This is a genomic window from Nitrospira sp. SG-bin1 (assembly GCA_002083365.1).
GTDB lineage: Bacteria > Nitrospirota > Nitrospiria > Nitrospirales > Nitrospiraceae > Nitrospira_D.
On record LVWS01000035.1, the window covers coordinates 1 to 18593 of the forward strand.

The window sequence follows — 18593 nt, forward strand, 5'->3', positions numbered from 1 at the left end:
CCTACGTCTATGTGATTTTTGAAGACCGGACCGATCTCTACTGGGCCAGAAGTCGTGTTCTGGAATATCTTCAGAAGCTCACCGGCAAGTTGCCGATCGGTGTCACGCCGACACTGGGGCCGGATGCGACCGGTGTCGGGTGGGTCTATCAGTACGCGTTGGTGGACGAGTCGGGGACGCACGACCTCGCACAGCTCAGGAGCCTTCAGGATTGGTATCTACGGTATCAACTGGCGAGTGTACCTGGTGTAGCGGAAGTCTCATCGATCGGTGGATTCGTCAAACAGTATCAAATCGAAGTGGACCCCAACGTATTAGCGGCTTATCGGCTGCCCATCACAACCGTGATCGAAGCGGTTCGCAACAGCAATGCGGAGGTGAGTGGCCGGGTTTTGGAGATGGCCGGCACTGAATACGTGATTCGAGGGCGAGGCTATCTGCGATCGGTTGACGAGATTGAACTGATTCCCGTCGGCACAGATGGACGAGGCACGCCGATCCTGGTGCGAGACATCGGGCATGTCCAACTCGGGCCGGATCAGCGGCGAGGCATTGCCGAATTGGACGGCAAGGGCCAGACCGTCGGCGGGATCGTGATCATGCGGGCCGGAGAGAACGCGCTCACCGTGATCGAGCGGATCAAATCCAGGCTGAAAGAAATTACCCCCGCTTTGCCCGAAGGCGTACACATTGTCCCTACCTACGATCGATCCGACCTCATTCATCGCGCGATCGCCGTCCTCCGCGAGAAACTGGTTGAAGAAAGTGTGATCGTGAGCCTGATCGCATTGGTCTTTCTGTTTCATGTTCGAAGCGCTCTGGTCGCCATCCTCATCTTACCGGTTGCGGTATTGCTGGCCTTTATTCCGATGGCCTACTTGAACATTACGTCCAACATCATGTCACTGGGCGGGATCGCCATCGCCATCGGAGCCATGGTCGATGCCGCGATTGTGATGGTCGAGAATGCCCATAAACGGCTGGAGCAATCCCCCTCGGGCAACCGAGCTGAGATCATCATTGCTGCCGCGAAAGAGGTCGGGCGGCCCCTATTCTTTTCACTGCTGGTGATCGCTGTGTCGTTCCTGCCGATCTTCGCATTGGAAGCGCAGGAAGGACGGCTCTTCACGCCGCTGGCCTACACCAAGACCTTTTCGATGCTCTTTGCCACCGCGCTTTCGGTGACATTGGCGCCGGTGTTGATGGTGTTGTTGATTCGTGGCCATATTCGAGCGGAAGCCAAGAATCCGCTGAACCGGTGGCTCATTGCCCTGTATCGGCCCATCCTCTCAGGCGCCCTGCGAGTTCGGTGGCTGACCGTGGGAGTAGCAGTCGCGGCAGTGGCCCTTACGGCGCCGGTGTTCTCTCGACTCGGCGCGGAATTCATGCCGCCGCTGAATGAAGGGACAATTCTTTACATGCCGACCACCGTCCCGGGTCTTTCTATCCCCGAAGCGACGAAGGTCTTGCAGGTTCAAGATCAGTTGCTCACGACCTTTCCGGAAGTGGAACGGGTATTCGGAAAAATGGGGAAGGCTCCGACCGCCACTGATCCAGCCTTTGTGGGAATGGCCGAGATTACGGTCACTCTCAAGCCGGAAGCGCAGTGGCGGCCAGGCATGACCTGGGACCGGTTGCTGGATGAGATGGATGCGAAGCTGCGCATCCCTGGATTTCCGAACATCTGGTGGATGCCGATCCAGACTCGCACGGAAATGATCACGACGGGTGTCCGAAGTCCGGTCGGCATCAAAGTGCTGGGGCCGGATTTGAAGACAATCGAGCGAATCGGCCTAGAAATCGAGCAGGCCTTGGCGACCGTGCCGGGCACCAAGAGCGCCTTCGCCGAACGGCTCAATGAGGGCTATTACTTGGATTTAATCGTGAACCGACGTGAGGCAGCCCGCTATGGCCTGACGGTTGGCGATGTGCAAACGGTGATCACCTCGGCCATCGGAGGGGAAACGGTGACCACCACAGTGGAGGGACGGGAACGGTATCCGGTCAATGTTCGCTACAAGCGCGAGTTGCGCGACGATCCGGATCGGCTCAAACGAGTCCTGATTCCCACGCCGACCGGCGCGCAGATCCCGCTTGGCCAAATCGCGGAGATGGTGATCACGCAGGGGCCTCCGTCGATCGCGGATGAGGCGGGATCGCTGGCGGGTCTGGTCTCGGTGTCGGTCAGCGGACGAGACTTGCGCGGCTACGTGGAGGACGCTCAACGAGCAGTCCGCGAGCTGGTCACGCTTCCATCCGGCTACCGGCTGATCTGGACTGGGCAATACGAGCATCTGGTGCGGGCAGAAGAGCGGTTGAAGCTGGTAGTCCCTGTGACGCTCGCCGTGATTCTGTTGCTCCTGTATCTCAATTTCCGATCGCTCGCGAAATCGCTGATCGTGCTTTTGTCCGTCCCCTTCGCTGTGATCGGAGCCATCTGGTACCTCTATTACCTCGACTACAACCTCAGCGTGGCAGTGTGGGTGGGCATCATCGCGCTGGCCGGCGTGGCGGCGGAGACGGGCGTGGTGATGCTCGTCTATCTCGATGAAGCGTATGAACGGCGCGTGTGCGAAGGTCGAATGATAACGGCGCAAGACCTCCGCGACGCCATCATGGAGGGAGCCGTTCAGCGAGTGCGGCCCAAAATGATGACGGTGGCGGCGATCATGGGCGGGTTGCTCCCTATCATGTGGACCACCGGCACAGGCGCAGACGTGATGAAACGGATTGCCGCGCCGATGATCGGCGGGATGGTGAGTTCGACGGTGTTGACGTTGCTGGTGATTCCGGTACTGTATGCCTTGTGGCGGGTCAGATCCTTGCCGGCCAATGAGAGCAGACAAGTGCCATGATACTCATATGCAGGTTATTGTTTTTGGTGATGCCTGCTGAATCTCCAGCTGAATGCGCCTCGTGTTATGCGAAGATGGATCGTGATTGACATCGGAGGATAATGGAATTGTGAGATACGCTATTAAGGAGTTCATCAGCCGTGACTCTAGCCGTATCTTTGTCATAGCGGTCATCCTCAACTACCCTTGGGAGCGGGTTCAGTCCAGTCTCTACCTTACGAAAGATGGAACTGCTATCCCTTGGTGGCACTGCATGCTCGCGAGTTTCGGTGACGGTCTCCTCGTCCTGCTCATGTTCTGGGCCGGCCAGGTTGTCTTTGGTAACCCGGCATGGTTTGGCCGTCCTGGCCTACGAGGCTATCTGCTCATGGCTGTTACCGGACTGGTTCTGATCATTCCACTGGAGTGGCTCATGATTTCGAGGATGGAGTGGTGGAGCTATACCGCACAGATGCTGCTGATTCCGGGAATGGCAGTGGGCGTCACCCCGGTGGCGCAGATGCTAGTGCTCCCACCGTTGATCTTCCGCGTCGCCGCGATGTTGTGCAAGAAGAGTTGTCCCGATCATAGACAAGTTGTCTAAAATTCGATCCAGGAATTCTGCATTTCCCAAAGAGGCCCTTCCTATATCCTGTAATTCCGCGAATCTCTCCATCATTGGGCTCCGACATTCCCCAGGTCTGCATCTTGCGAGACTTTACTTCGAACAGGATGTCTGTGGGAGTCGTCCTCGTCACTTTGCAATCAGGAATGCGCCGATATCCTGCTACCTTGAGTTCTTGAAGTGCATAAAAGAAAGTCGTGTATCGGTGGCTTTTCTCGTTATAAACAGCTATTGACCAAGGAGGGCAAGTCATGTAAATTCGTGCTACTTTCTTAGTAATCGTAGCATGACATGAAGAAGCTAGTACGCTTCGGCGTTTCTCTGGATAACGATTTACTGGACACCTTCGATCGTGCGATCGCCCTCCGTTGCTACACGAACCGTTCAGAAGCCTTGCGAGATTTAATCCGCAATACCCTGGTGGATCAGCAGTGGGATAACGACAAGGAAACGGTTGGCACGATCACCTACGTGTACAACCACCATGTTCGATCGCTCAGTGACAAACTCACTGATCTTCAGCATCACTACCATCAGCTGATTCTCTCCGGTATGCACGTTCATCTTGACCACGATAATTGTCTCGAAGTTTTGGTTTTGCGGGGGAAAGGGTATGAAATCAAGAAGATTTCAGACTCATTGATCAGTATGAGAGGAGTCAAGCACGGCAAACTGACAATGACCACGACCGGAAAAGGATTGAGCTGAAGTGCGCGTCTGCGTCATCGATGGTTGCGGGGGAGGGCTGGGTACTCCACTGATTCTGGGACTTCGGCCCCTTGCCGAACAAGGCCATGAACTCATTGGCATTGGAACTAACGAAGTGGCAAGGCGTACGATGGCGCAGGCGGGCGCGGGGCAGGTCGCCGTCAGCCAGGGTGTTGTCATGAAAGAGATTGAGACGGCCGACCTCATCCTTGGATCGTTAGGTATTATCTTGCCCGGTTCCTTGAGGGGGGAGATCACAACTGAGATTGCAGAGGCAGTCTTGCAGGTGCCGGGGCGAAAACTCCTGTTGCCAGTTAATCACCGAGGTATCGAAATCGTTGGAGCCCAGTCGAGGCCCCTGCGGATTTTAATCGATTCCGCGATTCACCAAGTTCGTTCGACTCTCAAAACTGGGTCTTGAGACTCAAGAGAATTTGTACTGAACAAGTCTAGTGCGAGCCGGGCCACGAAGGTCTGCGCTGGTTGTACAAGCAGCCGTAGGATCTTCGTGGGGCGTTCCAACGCCCACACGTTGCCTGTTAAGAATGAACGTGTGGCTCTTCCCAATTCCGTCGCTCTCTTGGCAGTATGTCAGCCTTATCGTCTCACTGCTAGGGTTGTTACTAGCTCCCCTCCTGTCTTTTGCACATGAACCACCCGAGGAAGAAACGGTCATCACTCTACCCGATGTCGCAGTCCATGGAGAGCGGCCTATTTCGGCTTCTTCTGAACGTATCATCACTGAACAAGATATTAAACTTGTTCCTATTGATCGTCCTGGGAATCTCCTCCGCCTCGTTCCTGGACTCATTACTCTGAATCCCTCTGGGGGGCCGGGTAAGGCCGACAATTTCTTGCTCCGCGGATTTGACGCGGACCATGGAACGGACGTCGCCGCCTTTGTGGACGGCATGCCTATCAATCTTCGAAGTCATGCGCATGGCCAAGGATGGCTGGATCTGAATTTTCTGATCCCTGAGACGATGAAAGCTGTCGAGGTTCATAAGGGACCATACCAAGTCCAGTATGGTGACTTCGCAACGGCTGGCGCGATCAACTTCGTCACTCGTGACGTGGTGGAGGAAGGAGTGGTACAGGCCACAGGCGGACAATTCGGTACACAACGTCACCTCCTCATGTTTTCACCAACCCGCGACCGTGTGCGGTCTTTAGTCGCCGCAGAAGGGTTTTACACGGATGGGCCTTTTCTGAATGATCTCAAGGCACCGCGATTCAATGGCTTGCTCAAACTCACCATGAATCCTACGTCGCGATCTGAGCTGAGCTTCACCGGGACTCAGTACGTCAGTCGCTGGAACGCCTCGGGCCAGATCCCATTACGCGAAGTACAAGCAGGCCGCTTAGACCGGTTCGGCGCCATTGATCCGTCCGAAGGAGGGCGGACGCAGCGGACTACCGGAAACCTCCGCTTTCATCACGACAATGTATTTGGGGGGACGGCGTTCGCGGAAGTATATTTCCAGTATTATCGAGCGGACCTGTTAACGAACTTTACGTTTTTCTTAGATGATCCGATTAATGGAGACGGTATCGAGCAAAACGATCGGCGATATGTATACGGCGGGGACGTCGGCTATCGTCAAAACGGTGATGTTTTTGGTGTAGCGAGTGTTGCCACGCTTGGAGTCCAGAGCCGCGTGGATGACATCGATGTTCGGCTTGGAACACAACGACAAGGTATGAGGCTAAGTACCACCTCTGACAGTGCAGTCCATGAAGCCTCGTACTCACCCTATCTGAAGCTGGAATTGCAGCCGATTGAGTGGATTCGGTTTGTGGGAGGGGCGCGAGCCGACTTCTTCCAGTTCAAAGTCACGGATCGATGCCCTGTTGGTTGCCTCTTGCATCCCCAAGGCACGACCACAGATGTAATACCCAGTGCCAAAGGGAATTTTATTCTCGGGCCCTGGTTCGGGACCGAACTCTTCATAAATGCAGGAACGGGATTCCACAGTAATGATGCCAGAGCAGTCGTGAGCAACGTCGCTGTTCCAACATTGCCACGCGCCACCAGCTATGAAGTTGGGGTTCGGACGCGGCAATGGAACGAGCGAGTTGAGTTGACCACCTCGCTCTGGACCATGGATCTGTCTTCGGAACTGGTGTTTAATGGCGATACTGGGACTACCGACATCCGGGGAGCCTCGCGTCGATATGGAATTGAAGCCGGAGCTCGACTGCGTCCCTTGGAATGGCTCACATTTGCCGGGAGCCTCACCTTCGCACACGCTGAATTCAGGGATACGGGGGAAGCCATTCCACAGGCCCCGCTGATGACCGGGAATGCCGAGATCACCGCAAGGCTTCCCAATGGATTCTCGACGTCGCTTCGGATGATCCATCTCGGCCCGCGACCATTGATCGAGGATCGATCCGTGCGTTCCCAGCCGTTTACAATTTTCAACTTCGCTGGCCGCTATCGTCCTCCCACCGGGCGATGGCGGCAGTTCGAATTATTCTTGAGCATCCAAAATCTGCTGAACAGTCAATGGCGGCAGACTCAATTATTTTATGAATCCCGTCTCGCAACCGAATCCACACCCGTTGGCGATATTCATTTCACCCCCGGCACGCCTCGCATGGTAATGGGTGGGGTAGCCTGGTATTTTTGACCGATGAGCTGGAGCCGACATAAAAGTGTTGAGCCAGTCAGAACCAACTTGATTTAGGTAATCGGATCATCATAATAGAAGATTACCAAGGCCCTGCTCATAGTAGCTCTCAGTCGCCTGCTGTTGTGCGTAATCCCACTATGGGAAACATCCCGCATCAACCGGGTCACTCACATCGTGACGACGCTGCCTCTTGTGCTACGTGTAAGGCGTCAGTCAACTTGTCAGCGATTTGCTGCTAACCTTTCTATGTTTTGCCACTTCGGGACGCTGGGCTTCGAAAGCTGGCAGCTTCCACACTCGCTGTTTCATCCTCCGCACATTCAATCTTAACGATTCAGAACAGCTGAAGCGGTAGTGCCTCGACTAAAGAGTAGCCGTCTTTCAAGCTTGACACGTCTGGACGTCATCACACGGTTAAGTGTCCGTTGTGCGAGAGCGCGGCTCACGTCATTTATTCTTTCAGCGCGCGGCATTAAGGTGATCCTGCATATTGGGTGTGGTCACCTGGGGTGCTGTTGTTGTCAATATCGGACTTGAAAGGATTTATAGCACGTGCAGGCGTCTGGTGCGGTAAGGTTGATTTAGGTACCCCCACCCTTATGGACCGGACTCCGATGTGTTGGTAATGGCTGAGAAGGAACACACTAGCTCATTGGGCGCTGGCCGGTGATGGTGTCACTTTCTTCCAGTGGTATGTGCCGCCGTGTTCTTTCGGCGGAATATTGTTTCGCGTATCGTTTTCAAATCCGGCCCCAGCACCTTGATCCCGACCGGGCTCCGGACCCCGGTCGTGATCATTTCCGTGCGAGTCTGGATCGGCATCCACCAGATGTTCGGGAAACCCGGGATGCGCAGTTTGGCATCCATCTCATCGAGCAACCGGTCCCAACAGACCTTCATTGATACCTACAGCAAGATCGGGTTTGCGAAACTGTACGATCGCAAGACGCCGGTGACGGCTGCGGAGCTTCTCAATGACCGCGTTCTGCCCTTCTTCGAACAGTACGAGATTCCGCTGAACCGCATCCTCACCGACCGCGGCACGGAATACTGTGGGGCCCCAGAGCGCCATGAATACGAACTGTACCTCGCCGTGGAGAACATCGATCACACGCGCACCAAGACGCGCCGTCCGCAGACCAACGGAATCTGTGAACGATTCCACAAGACGATGTTGAACGAATTTTACCGGGTGGCATTCTGCAAGAAGATCTATTCCACATTGGAAGAGCTCCAGGCGGACTTGGATGCGTGGATGCAGGAGTATAACGAACGGCGGCCTCATCAGGGCCGTTGGTGCTATGGGAAGACGCCCATGCACACATTCATCGACAGTGTGCCGCTCGCGAAGGAGAAAATATTGGCAGCCTAACCCGGGACGGACTCGCTGTCTGTCAGATGAAGTCTTGAGTTATACAATAAAATTGATCTGATTCAGTAGGCTACAGGCTGGTGAAACCGGCTTATGTGTTCGTGAACGACCCTAACGATCTAGGCGCTGGGATAAAACGCCTCCGGGTCAAGCGACGAGGCTTCCCATAGCCATTCCGATAGCCGCGCGCATCGAGCGGAGACCGACGCTGCGATTTCTGACGCCCCAAGAACCCACTGACTTCCTGCTCCAGCACCTGCTGGATAAAGCCTTGCACGTGGCCACGGACCCAGGTTTCCAAGTTCTCCCACCTCACACTTGACCTCACGAGCCGTTGTGCTTTGCTGCTCCATGGCTGTGTCGTCCTCCTCTCTGGCTGAGCATCTCAGCCGGTTGGGTTTGGTCACCCGCGAGGATACACCGCCTTCATCTCATTTACACACCTACTGCTTATGCCTCTGTCTGACTCGCGAAACTCTATACTGGCGAAACATAGTTATTCTTACCTCGGGTAGCAGTCCCCCAGAATCATGTCCTCCTGCTAAGATTGGCACTATTGGAAGTGAGATGAAGCACCGACAGTCGCGGGAAGGGTCTCCTTTATTACATGAATCGCTTCGGGGATCTCGAATCTCGTGCCCATCATTCATGAACCGAAACTTTCCACTGAATTAGAAGTGGTAGGATAGTCCTCCGACAAAATGACTATTGTGATAATCAGCTTTGATCGATGCGAACCCAGCGCCATTTCCGAAGTCGAACGTCGCTTGATTGTATTTGTATTCCCCGAACAGTCCAACACGTTCGGTGAAGAAATAGCGCACACCGCCCAAAAGGTTAAGGCCCGGCACGGCGTTGTCGGACGAGCTGATATTCCCTCCGTCAATATTTGACAGATTTGCAAAGAAAACCCCGAGTCCTACGCCGCCATACGGCTGCAGCCGGCAAAACTCCCGCTCATATCGAGTTTCGTAGCTTACTTTTCGTTCCGTGGCTCCCGGCCCGGGTTGCTTCTCCGCTCGCGTCTCCGTTCGCTCGGTTTTTAATTCACAGGCGAAGTTCAGTCGCCCGATAAGATTGAACGCCAAAGTTGTGACCCGAAGATGACTTCCAGGGGTTTGATCTCTCTGCTCCACATGAGGAGTTGTGTTATACGCTTCCATCTCCACGCCTAGCCAATCCAATCGATCACCGAAGAAATGGCCTAGTTTCCCGCCGTATACGACCGAATCCGCAAGGTTACGATCAGGTCTACTAACGCCGCCCACGTCTACATTAGAGAGCGCCCCTTCGAACGTATATCCACCGAACCCTGCGACGTAGGTTTCGCTCGGGCTTATTCGTTTGTATTCGATTATCGGTGCAGGCTCCGCAATCCCGGATGTCGCCACTGGCTGCGAATGGGTGATCGGAACCAGCAGGACCGTGAAGGCCCCCCAAGTCAATAACGCTGTGCCATATATGGACGACCGTTCTCGCTTCATGCGGGCACCTCCATTTGAATAGTACATAGCGTAGTAAAATAGCCACTGGTGAACCATCGCGGCCAAACTCATTCGTCTCGACTTCTGAACTCACTCATAAAGCCATAACACAACTCTTGGACGTAGTCGTTTAGTCTTTCCTATGACTCGTCATTCATTACTACAGTTTCAATCCCATACTCTTCCCACCGGACCATCGCACCATACCCTCTGTTACCGAGCCCCACTTTCTTACCGTTCGCCTGACTTTTAACGAGCATACGTCTCCAACAGCGACCGGAACGTTGCCATAGATTTTCCAGCTGCGATTATAGAGATTCGTTGCCGTTCCATAGCCGGTGCGGGAGCTGCCGCGCAACTTTTCCGAAGCAGGACTTCATCGTTCATAGGCCCGAAGACAGGGAACCGGCGTAATGCCAAGGTCATGGCTAGGGTGCATTGTAGAACGGCGATCAACGAGACTACAACCCACTCTTGCACGATCCGAGGCCAAATACAAACGGCGGACCGTGAGTTATTTGTTCTCGATACTCGGGCCATGGTGCAAGTGGTTGTGGCAGACAACGCCGATCCAACGAATCCTGCGAGTGAGCTCGGCAAAGACTTCGGCCCGTTTGAGAAGGAAAGTATGACCGGCCAAAATCAAAGCGCTCACCGTCGAACAATGGGCAGCGTTCCTTTCTGTTGCGGTCAAGACTTGGCGCCGTCGGTCTTCATTTTTCCTGAAGGTGTCCGGTGGAATGAAAGAAATGTTAGGGTGTAGAAGTTAGAACTTGATCTGACAGTCCGGTAGAGTCCTCCCCTTCACGAAAGGAGTGAGGGTGATGAAGACGGAACAGAAGATCATCAAGATGAAGGTGGGTGTGTTGGAATTGGCGAAGCAACTCGACAATGTCTCGAAGGCCTGTCGTTTGATGGGGCATAGCCGAGACAGCTTCTATCGCTTCAAAGCACTCTATGAGCCGGGCGGGGAGGCCGCGTTGCAAGAGATTTCCCGTCAGAAACCGCTGCTCAAGAACCGAGTGCCAGCGGAGGTGGAACAGGCCATTATGGCCATAGCGGTGGCCCAACCGGCGTGGGGCCAAGTGCGGGTGGCCAATGAACTGCGCAAGCAGGCGCTGACGATCTCCCCCGCGGGTGTCCGGTGCATCTGGCTCCGGCATGATTTGGAAACCATGCGGAAACGGCTCAAGGCGTTAGAGGCCAAGGTGGCTCAAGAAGGGCTGGTCTTGACGGAAGCCCAGGTCGTCGCCCTGGAGAAGGGGACGGCGGATAAAGAAGCCCACGGCGAATTTGAGAGCGAATGTCCGGGCTACTGTGGCGCTCAAGATACCTGCTATGTGGGCACCTTGAAGGGGGTCGGCCGGATCTATCAGCAGACCTTCATCGACACCTACAGCAAGGTGGGCTTTGCAAAGCTGTACGATCGGAAGACGCCAGTGACGGCAGCCGACTTACTCAATGACCGAGTCCTGCCGCTCTTCGACCAGCATGAAATTGCCCTGAATCGCGTGCTCACCGATCGAGGCACCGAGTACTGCGGCGCCCCTGAGCGCCACGAATACGAACTCTACCTAGTGTAGTGCATCTAACGCTTCTTGACATTTAACGACTTTGGCCCAAATGCGTTCCGCCGACGCAGTCCATGTAAAGACACGGGGATTCTGGTTGTGAAGGTTCAGGTACTCGTGGATGGTGGCAATGAGTTCACGGACGTTGCGAAAGCTGCCCCGGCGAATGCGCTTGTCCGTGGGTCTCGGAACCACCGTTCCACGATGTTCAGCCACGAACTGGATGTGGGGATAAAATGCAGATGGAAGCGCGGATGCCGGCGCACCCAGCTCTTCACACGAGGATGTTTGTGCGTCCCATAGTTGTCCACGATGAGATGCAGATCGAGATGGGACGGGGTCTCGGCGTCAATCTTCTTGAGGAACCGGATGAACTCCTGATGCCGATGCCGCGGCAGGCAATCGCCGATCACGTTCCCATCGAGCAGGTTCAGCGCCGCAAACAAGGTCGTTGTGCCATGGCGTGTATAGGCGTGCGTTCGGGTCCCACAGCGGCCCTTCTTCCTCGGAAGGCCAGGCTGGGTGCGGTCGAGGGCTTGGATCTGGCTTTTCTCATCCACGGAGAGCACCACGGACTTGTCCGGAGGATTGAGATACAGCCCCACCACGTCATAGAGCTTTTCGACAAACTGGGTGTCACGGCTGAGCTTGAACATCTTGCTCAGATGAGGCTTGAGTCCATGCTGCTTCCAGATGCGGCGCACCGTGGCTTCGCTGACCCCGTGCGCATCCGCCATGGTCCGGGTACTCCAGCGTGTCGCAGCGGGCGGGGTGGTGTGCAGGGTCGCCTCAACGATCCTGCGGACCGTCCGAGCCGGAATGCGGGGAAGACGACCGGGACGGGGCGCATCGTGCTCGAGTCCAGCCACACGCAGCCCCAAGAACCGTTCACGCCACAGTTGCACCGTGGGCCGCGAGATTCCCAACTGCCGCGCAATGTCCTGACTCAGCATCCCGTCAGCAGCCAGCGTGATGATCTGGGCTCGTTGCACGACACGCAGGGGCAGGCTCTTCGCATGAGCCCACGCGGTCAGCGTCGAACGCTCCTCAGGCGACAACACGATAGGCGGGGCCAGATGCATGCCGCAATACCTATCGGCCATGACTCCTATTGTCAAGTTATTTATGACGCATTATACTAGCTCATTGGGCGCTGGCCGGTGATGGTGTCACTTTCTTCCAGTGATACGTGCCGCCGTGTTCCTTCGGCGGAATATTGTTTCTCGTATCGACTCGGGTGTACCACCAGATCCCCTTGGCTTGCGTGCCGTCTTCCGAGAGGACAACCTCGAACCCGCCTTCGCGATCGTTGCCGGGCTGATGCCAGGTACCTTGCCACAGTCGGTTCTCGATTTTTGTTGTGGTAAACCGTCCGCCCTGCCAGGTATAGGGGCCGTTTCCGTTCTTGTCCAACGTCGCCTTGTAGCGTCTTTCGTCCTCGACTTCGAGAATATCCCAGTCCCCGCTCACATTTTGCGTCGCGGCAGCAGCACCATTCACCAGCTTTTGCGATTCTGTGGCCGTCGGCAAAGCCAGAGGGCCTCCAAGTTGAGCGGATCGAAACGATTCATGCCACGACAACAACTGCCATCGGCCGGCGCGACGTTCGAGCACACCGGTTTCCCTCAGCGGGAGCACGGTTCGCTTGACCGCGGACCCTTCACCGACGTAGCGGATGTAATCGAGCTCCATCGTAAACCAGGCCAAGTCTCCTTTTGTCCAGACTTTGAGTTCATTGATCGGAATCTCGATCCTCTGGGCATTGACGAATTCCTCCCGCATTTCTCGTTCGAACTCGGGCCAGCCGACGTATTTTCTCCCACCGACGGAGTAACTGACGATATCGGCATCATGCGCCATCAGGCGAGAAAGCGTCGGGAGATCTTTTTCGGCATTGGCGCGCACCATCCTGCGAATGGCGGTTTCTGGATCGGGAGGTTCTGACGCCATCACAGTTGGAGCGAGACAGATGAGAAAGAGCAGGCTTCTACAAATAAGCGATCCCGCATGGCGCATAGAAGACTCCATGTGCTTGATACGCATCAAATGATGCAGGAAAAGTATACGGCCTGGTGAGCCATGTCAACAGCGAAGTACCACCTGAACGACCGACGAGCCACGACCCCTTCGCTGAAGGTAACGCTAATTGTTGAGCGAGAACTGACTTGACTCGAATTGCCGGATTTGTCATAAGAGTATCAAATGGGTCTCCAATCATACATAGTAGTCATAATAGTTCTGAGTCTTCTCTTGTTGTGTATAGTCCCACTGATGGGAAGTATGTCGCACCAGTCGGGTCACCTTCATCACCATGACGACACTGCCTCTTGCGTGACGTGTATGGCATCAGTCGACTTGTCAGCGTTATTCTTCCTCCTAACCCTTTTGGGTCTTGCGACTTCATTGGCCCCTGTGCTTCCAAAACTATTAGCCCCGCGCTCGCCGTTTCACCCTCCACGCTTCCGGTTTTACTGATTCCCTAAATCTGGTATCGACGGCCGCCTTGACGAAAACGTAGGCCGTCGTTATTTGCGCGCGTTCACCATGAGGGAATGCGTCGCGACATCGCTACACGGTGGAGTCTCTGCTGCGGGATAGCGGCTCATGTCATCTATTTTTTCAGCGCGTGGCATTAAGGTGATCCTCCTGCTGTTGGGTGTGGTCACCGTGAGTGGTCTCGTGGTCCATATCGGACCGGAAAGGATTTATAGAACATGCGTGAGTCTCGGGGCAGTGGGGTTGGTTGTTATGCTTGTACCGTCGACTGCGATGTATCTCCTTGATTGCGTCGGCTGGCAACTCACCTTAGGACGCCACAAAGCCGTTGTGCCATTTGCTCGGCTATTTATGATCCGAACGGCCGGTGAACTGGTCAACGCGACGACCCCGGCCGCCTATGTCGGCGGAGAACCTCTCAAAGCGAGTTTACTCAAGACATTCTCCGTCCCGATGGTCGATGGATTGGCGTCAGTCATCGTTGCCAAGACGACTATGACGATCGCCCAAATCATCTATATTTTTATTGGCATCGGCTTAAGCATCGGCGTTTTGGTTCCCTCCGCATCGGCATCGACTGAGTACCTTTCCGGCCTTACCGTCATCGTCAGTTTGGGGCTCCTTCTGTTCGCCACTGCTCTGTTTATTGTCATTCAACGCCAAGGACTCTTCGCCGTCATGTTTTATGCCATGGCGCAATGCGGGATTCGGATCACGGCTCTTGAAGCCAAACGCGAGAAGTTACTCGCGCTCGATGAGGCGATCGTGGAATTTTATACCCGTAATCGAGCGTCTTTTTTTCTCTCTGCCGGCGCGTTTTTCGGCGGTTGGTTGGTCGGTGCCCTCGAAGCTTATGTGATTGTGCGGTACCTCGGAGAACCGATCGATATCGTGACGGCGCTGTCCATCGATGCCTTGACCACCCTCATAAAGGGAGGGACGTTTTTCGTTCCTGGCAGTATCGGCGCGCAAGAGGCGGGGACGCTGATACTGCTGAGGGCCTATGGCTATAGCGACGTGACGGGGATGACCTTTGCCATCCTGCGCCGGGTGAGAGAACTGGTATGGATCGGCATTGGCGCGTTGTGCTTAGTGTTCATCATGAAGGTGGAGCGGCTGACCGAACAAACCGATCGTTCTTAACCAGGCAACAAGAGAGGGGATTTTATGGCAAGACAGATCATTCAAATCACACCTGCAGACGGTTGGCAGGCCGTCTATGCGATTCAGCCTCACCGCAACAAGAATAATCCGGTCTGGATTGCTCCATTGGCCTGTTGGGCGCTGGTACAGCAGGAAAAGGGGCGATTGGTGGTGGGTCTGGATTCGACCCTCTCGTTTTGCGACCAGGGCGACAACTTCCTTGGTTATTTATCGCCGTGCGAGCGACCCGATGAGTGGAGGGAGAAAGCTCTTCAGTATCTGAAACAGCCGGACACACATAAGCGTCACGTCTAAGGAGAGAAATACTCTCCCATCATGGACAGGATTGTCTGTGGGCGAATGCTTGGAAGTCCGCATTCCCATATCACGATGATAACAATTTACCCAGGAAGGAGTGCCTCAATGAGAATTGGAGCTGGAAGCATCATTGTCCTGTGTATAGTCGCCACAGCAGTCAGTGCGTGTCAGTTATGGCAAGGCCCGCTGTTATCTGCTCCGTCCGGAACCGATGACCTCGCAGCTCGCCACAACAAAGCCGGAATTCAAGCGTACAAGCAAGAGCAGTGGAACCGGGCGACGGAACAATTCGAGGCAGCAGTCAAGATTGCGCCGTCGCTCGCGGAAGCGCATTACAACCTGGGCATGGTGCTCTACAGACAAGGGAAAGATGCGGACGCCAAGCTGCACTTCATCAAAGCGAGGGATTTGGCACCTGAGAACGACGTCATCGAGAACGCCCCGCCGTTCACCAGAGTAGAGGCGCCATCCAGGTCAAGCGGCTATCAGGGTATGTCGGGCGGACAGGGCCATAGTCATTAATGAGTGGAATGCACCGGTCTGTGGACGTAGTCGGTTCGAGGAGTCAGCCTGCTTTGAGGGGGGTGGATATTCGATCAAAGGCCTGCCTGAAAAGGAGGGTTCATTATGAGCCGTTGTACACTCGAATGTTCCCATCAGCGAGGGGAATGTCACTTTGTCTTCTTCACAGGGTTGGTCATCTGGTTGCTGATTCCATTGTCCGTGTCCAGCGCATCGGAGGCGGAATTGGCCTTCCGCATTTCGGCAGACATGGCTGGGACGCTGGAGCCAGGGTCTCATGAAATGAACAGGAAGTCGCAGGAGACGTACGATCTCAGCGGTGAGTGGGACATCCTCGAGGTCGAAGAAAGTCGAACGTATCGTGCCACGCTCGATCGACAGGGCAATGGCCCCTATACGTGGCAAGACGGACTATTCAAGACAACGAGCTTTGTAGATCGTCGGTGGCGAGGCACTTGGAAACAAACCGGGAATGATCGCGAAGGAGAATTTGAATTGGTCATGTCCGAGGACGGGACGCTGGCCAACGGCATCTGGTGGTACGTGCGGGTCGGGACAAGGAACAATATCCCACCGCGTGAACACGGGGGGAGCTATGTGTGGAGACGCGTCAATTCTTCCTCACCTGCTCCGTGATGAGACAGATCTAAGACTAGCTACGGCGGAGATTCCGGGCTCATTCGTCCTCGACTAGGCTTTGTGAGAAGAAAGAACAAATCATCATGCAGCAGAAAAGACACGCACCAAACAATCAAGCCACTCTCGTTTCCAGGCGTCTGTTCCTACAGCGAGCCGGAATTTTTGGGCTGTTAGGCGCGGCACAACAGCTCATTCCCGCTTGCGCCTGGACGCCGGCCATGACCAACGGCCGTGCAGGTGTGGGGTCACCCCCGACGCTGAGCGGAGAGGTCATCGACCTGACCATCGAGGAGACACCGTTTACAGTGAACGGACGAACCGCGACCGCGATGACCGTCAACGGAACGATCCCGGGCCCGGTGGTTCGCCTGCGAGAAGGTCAAGACGTGACACTGCGGGTCACGAACCGGTTGACGGAAATCACGTCGATTCACTGGCATGGCATTCTCCTCCCGCCAGAGGTGGACGGCGTGCCGGGGGTGAGTTTCGCCGGCATCAAACCCGGCACGACCTTCACCTATCGGTTTCCCGTCAAGCAGAGCGGCACCTACTGGTATCACAGTCATTCGGGAGGCCAAGAGATGCGGGGAATGTATGCGCCCATGATTCTTGATCCCCTCCAACCCGAGCCGTTTCACTATGACCGAGACTATGTCGTGATGCTCTCAGATTGGACCTTCGAGTCGCCGGAGTCCGTGTTTGCCCATCTCAAAAAACTGCCGGGCTACTATAACTTCCAGCAACGGACAGCGGCCGAGTTTTTCGCCAATATCGCCGACTGGGGCTTGTGGACGACGCTGAAGAACTACCTCATGTGGGACCAGATGCGGATGGATCCGACGGACTTCGCGGATGTGACCGGCTACACCTTTACCTACCTCATGAACGGCATGGCTCCTGGCGCCAACTGGACCGGACTGTTTCGCCCCGGAGAGAAAGTCCGCCTGCGTTTCATCAACGCGGCCTCCATGACCTTTTATGACGTGCGTATTCCTGGCCTCACGATGACGGTCGTGCAAGCCGATGGGCAGAATATCCAGCCCGTCGCGGTGGAGGAACTGCGTATGGGAGTAGCGGAGACCTACGACGTGATTGTCGAACCGCCCGGCGACCGCGCCTATACCATCTTTGCCGAGACCATGGACCGTAGCGGATACGCACGCGGCACGCTGGCTCCTCGGCCTGGGATGGAAGGAGAGATTCCAGAACGTCGGCCTCGTCCGCTTCGGACGATGGAAGACATGGGGATGAGCATGACCCACATGGATATGGGCACGGACATGTCGGGCATGCAGCACGCGAACGGCGGCGGGATGACGATGCCCGGTATGGGTTCATCCGACGAGAAGCCGAGCAGCAAGCCTTCAGCTAACACTCCGAGCATGGATCACAGGCAACACGATGCGGGTATGCACGATATGTCCAGTCAAGCTCCTGCTGAACAAACTGCGTCGATGATTCCCGGCGCCGAGCCCGTCAAACATGGTCCCGACGATCATGGCACCGGCAACCAAACGGTGGCCGAGTATTCGCAGAACCGGTTTGGGGAACCAGGCAGAGGGCTGGAAAACAGCCCTTGGCGAGTCTTGCGTTACACCGATTTAAAAAGTCTGACGCCCTACCCTGACCAACGGGAGCCGGCGCGAGAGATTGAACTCCATGTCACGGGCAATATGGGCGACCGCTATATGTGGTCGTTCAATGGGAAGAAATACTCTGACGCACCGGAACCGATTCGTTTTCGCTATGGAGAACGGCTGCGTCTCACGTTCGTCAACGACACGATGATGGAGCATCCGCTTCATTTGCACGGCATGTGGATGCATCTGGAAAACGGCGCGGGCAAGTACCTGCCACGCAAGCACACCGTCATCGTCAAGCCCGCGGAGCGGGTATCCGTCGCGGTCACCGCGGACGCTCCCGGACCCTGGGCGTTTCACTGTCATTTGCTCCTCCACATGGAGGCGGGCATGTTCCGGGTCATCGAGGTGTCTGATAAACCACTGTAGGAGCGATCATGCCTCTTCACGCTCTTCATCCTATTGCTCTAGCAGGCGTTCTGAGCGTCGTCTGCGCTTCAGTCGCCCCTGCCCAGACGCTGATCAACACATTGAGTAAAAGCACTGTGGTTAGTCCGTCCAACTCCGCCGGCTCGCTCAGTCCCTCGGTGAAAACAGCTCAAGCGCCGTTGGGAAACGCATCGGACATTCCCAGCGGACCTGTCCGTACCTTGCCGAATCTATCC

Annotated in this window: 13 protein-coding genes and 3 pseudogenes; 13 read left to right on the plus strand and 3 right to left on the minus strand. The window is 55.4% G+C overall.

All coding sequences use genetic code 11. The features are described 5' to 3' along the window. The 6 genes and pseudogenes from A4E19_07475 to A4E19_07500 all read left to right on the plus strand — a co-directional run. Positions 1-2855 (plus strand): cation transporter (locus A4E19_07475; GenBank protein ID OQW31824.1); only part of this gene is annotated, 2855 nt, incomplete at its 5' end. Between the two features lie 109 nt (positions 2856-2964). Continuing rightward, a complete protein-coding gene (locus A4E19_07480; GenBank protein OQW31825.1) occupies positions 2965-3438 on the plus strand; it encodes a hypothetical protein in 474 nt (157 codons plus the stop codon). A gap of 312 nt (positions 3439-3750) precedes the next feature. Beyond that, complete coding sequence (locus tag A4E19_07485) at positions 3751-4167, plus strand: nickel-responsive regulator (protein OQW31826.1); 417 nt, start codon at positions 3751-3753, stop codon at positions 4165-4167. Position 4168: 1 nt separating this feature from the next. Next, positions 4169-4588, plus strand: a complete 420-nt coding sequence (locus tag A4E19_07490) for a hypothetical protein (GenBank protein OQW31827.1) — start codon at positions 4169-4171, stop codon at positions 4586-4588. 130 nt (positions 4589-4718) lie between these two features. Continuing rightward, entirely contained in the window at positions 4719-6800 is a 2082-nt protein-coding gene (locus A4E19_07495) for a hypothetical protein (GenBank protein ID OQW31828.1), read from the plus strand. Between the two features lie 889 nt (positions 6801-7689). Continuing rightward, a pseudogene (locus A4E19_07500) lies at positions 7690-8175 on the plus strand (integrase). Positions 8176-8846: 671 nt separating this feature from the next. On the opposite strand, the gene A4E19_07505 reads toward A4E19_07500, so the two are convergent. Beyond that, positions 8847-9659, minus strand: coding sequence for a hypothetical protein (locus A4E19_07505; protein OQW31829.1), 813 nt, complete (start codon positions 9657-9659; stop codon positions 8847-8849). 538 nt (positions 9660-10197) lie between these two features. On the opposite strand from A4E19_07505, the gene A4E19_07510 reads away from it, so the two are divergent. Both A4E19_07510 and A4E19_07515 read left to right on the plus strand, forming a co-directional pair. Continuing rightward, a complete protein-coding gene (locus tag A4E19_07510) occupies positions 10198-10422 on the plus strand; it encodes a hypothetical protein (GenBank protein OQW31830.1) in 225 nt (74 codons plus the stop codon). 61 nt (positions 10423-10483) lie between these two features. Further along, positions 10484-11233: pseudogene (locus A4E19_07515) on the plus strand (integrase). Here A4E19_07515 and A4E19_07520 read toward each other — a convergent pair. Together A4E19_07520 and A4E19_07525 are read right to left on the minus strand one after the other, a co-directional pair. Next, positions 11234-12312, minus strand: a pseudogene (locus A4E19_07520) (DDE endonuclease). It lies immediately after the preceding pseudogene. 61 nt (positions 12313-12373) lie between these two features. After that, positions 12374-13246 (minus strand): hypothetical protein, encoded by an 873-nt coding sequence (locus A4E19_07525; GenBank protein OQW31831.1) that lies wholly within the window; start codon positions 13244-13246, stop codon positions 12374-12376. Between the two features lie 588 nt (positions 13247-13834). Here A4E19_07525 and A4E19_07530 point away from each other — a divergent pair. From A4E19_07530 to A4E19_07550, 5 genes are all read left to right on the plus strand, one after another. Further along, the gene (locus tag A4E19_07530; GenBank protein ID OQW31832.1) at positions 13835-14869 is read left to right on the plus strand and encodes a hypothetical protein; all 1035 of its coding nucleotides are present in this window, start codon (positions 13835-13837) and stop codon (positions 14867-14869) included. A gap of 24 nt (positions 14870-14893) precedes the next feature. Next, positions 14894-15184 (plus strand): hypothetical protein, encoded by a 291-nt coding sequence (locus A4E19_07535; protein ID OQW31833.1) that lies wholly within the window; start codon positions 14894-14896, stop codon positions 15182-15184. 108 nt (positions 15185-15292) lie between these two features. Beyond that, positions 15293-15709 (plus strand): hypothetical protein, encoded by a 417-nt coding sequence (locus A4E19_07540; protein ID OQW31834.1) that lies wholly within the window; start codon positions 15293-15295, stop codon positions 15707-15709. A gap of 105 nt (positions 15710-15814) precedes the next feature. Then, the gene (locus A4E19_07545) at positions 15815-16345 is read left to right on the plus strand and encodes a hypothetical protein (protein ID OQW31835.1); all 531 of its coding nucleotides are present in this window, start codon (positions 15815-15817) and stop codon (positions 16343-16345) included. Positions 16346-16431: 86 nt separating this feature from the next. Further along, complete coding sequence (locus A4E19_07550; GenBank protein OQW31836.1) at positions 16432-18357, plus strand: copper resistance protein CopA; 1926 nt, start codon at positions 16432-16434, stop codon at positions 18355-18357. Positions 18358-18593: the final 236 nt, after the last annotated feature.